General features: G+C 72.6%; 2 protein-coding genes. Both read right to left on the bottom strand.

Annotated elements, in window-relative coordinates; translation table 11 throughout:
• Nucleotides 1-70: 70 nt before the first annotated feature.
• On the bottom strand, nucleotides 71-535 hold the full coding sequence (locus VR44_RS17665; protein ID WP_045948477.1) for a TadE/TadG family type IV pilus assembly protein: 465 nt from the start codon (nucleotides 533-535) through the stop codon (nucleotides 71-73).
• Complete coding sequence (locus tag VR44_RS17660) at nucleotides 532-915, bottom strand: TadE/TadG family type IV pilus assembly protein (RefSeq protein ID WP_107072529.1); 384 nt, start codon at nucleotides 913-915, stop codon at nucleotides 532-534. The genes VR44_RS17665 and VR44_RS17660 overlap by 4 nt, the downstream gene beginning before the upstream one ends.
• Nucleotides 916-917 lie beyond the last annotated feature (2 nt).

Raw genomic sequence — 917 nt, 5'->3', positions numbered from 1 at the left:
GTGTAGACAGCGATCCCACCCCGGTCCTCACGCAGGCGCCCGGCCGCCCGCCGCAGACGGTTGTCCATGCTTAGCCCTCCCGGGAGCGGTAGGCGTCCACGACGGACGTGAAACGGCTGGTCAACGTCTTGGACCCAGGGACACCGGGGAGCAGCAGATCGGCCATGGTGACGTTGCAGGTGATGGTCACGGTGACGGTGCCGGCCTGCCCGAGGGGCACAGCCAGCCCGGAGACGTCCACGCTGGTGCTCACCGACGCGCAGTGGATGCCCTGGTCGTCAAGGGAGCGGGTGGCGGCGGCCGATGCTTCGGCCTGGGCGCCGGTGTAGGTCCGCGAGATGGAGGCGGCGCGGGCCGCGTCCTCGGCGGCCGCGTCGATTTTCGCGCCAGAGGTGACGATCCGCCCGCCGGCGATGGCCAGGCACAGCAGCATGATCAGCAGCGGGGTTACGATGGCGGCCGCGATGGTCTCGCTGCCGCGGTCCTGCCGGGCCAGCGCCAGCCACCGCCCTGCCCGAACGCGGATGAACGTCATGGGGTGGTCCACCGTTCTCGCGGTGCTGCGGCGGACTGCGACACGCTCAGCCCCGACACCCCTGGGATCAGGGACGGGGCGAGGCCGGTGACGGTCACCCGGACCTCGGCGCCGGTGCTGCCCGCCGTGCTGACCGTGCTGCCGGCGAGGCTGTCGCCCGCGATCCGCCCCAGGGTCTCGCGGGCCCGGGCCGCGCCCGCGGTCTCGGGGGCCTGGTAGACGCGGGCGGCTGCGACGCCCTCACGGGCGGCGGTCAACGCGATGTTGCGGGCGTAGAACCACATCGCGGCCTGGACGACCGCGACGGTGACGAGGATGACGAACGGGAACACGATTGCCATCTGGATCGACGCCTCCCCCCGGTCGCTGAACCCGCCCACGC

The organism is Streptomyces katrae (assembly GCF_000966975.1).
In the GTDB taxonomy this organism is placed as follows: Bacteria; Actinomycetota; Actinomycetes; order Streptomycetales; family Streptomycetaceae; genus Streptomyces; species Streptomyces katrae.
Note: the sequence above shows the minus strand (reverse complement) of the source record. Positions and strands in the feature narration are given on the sequence as shown.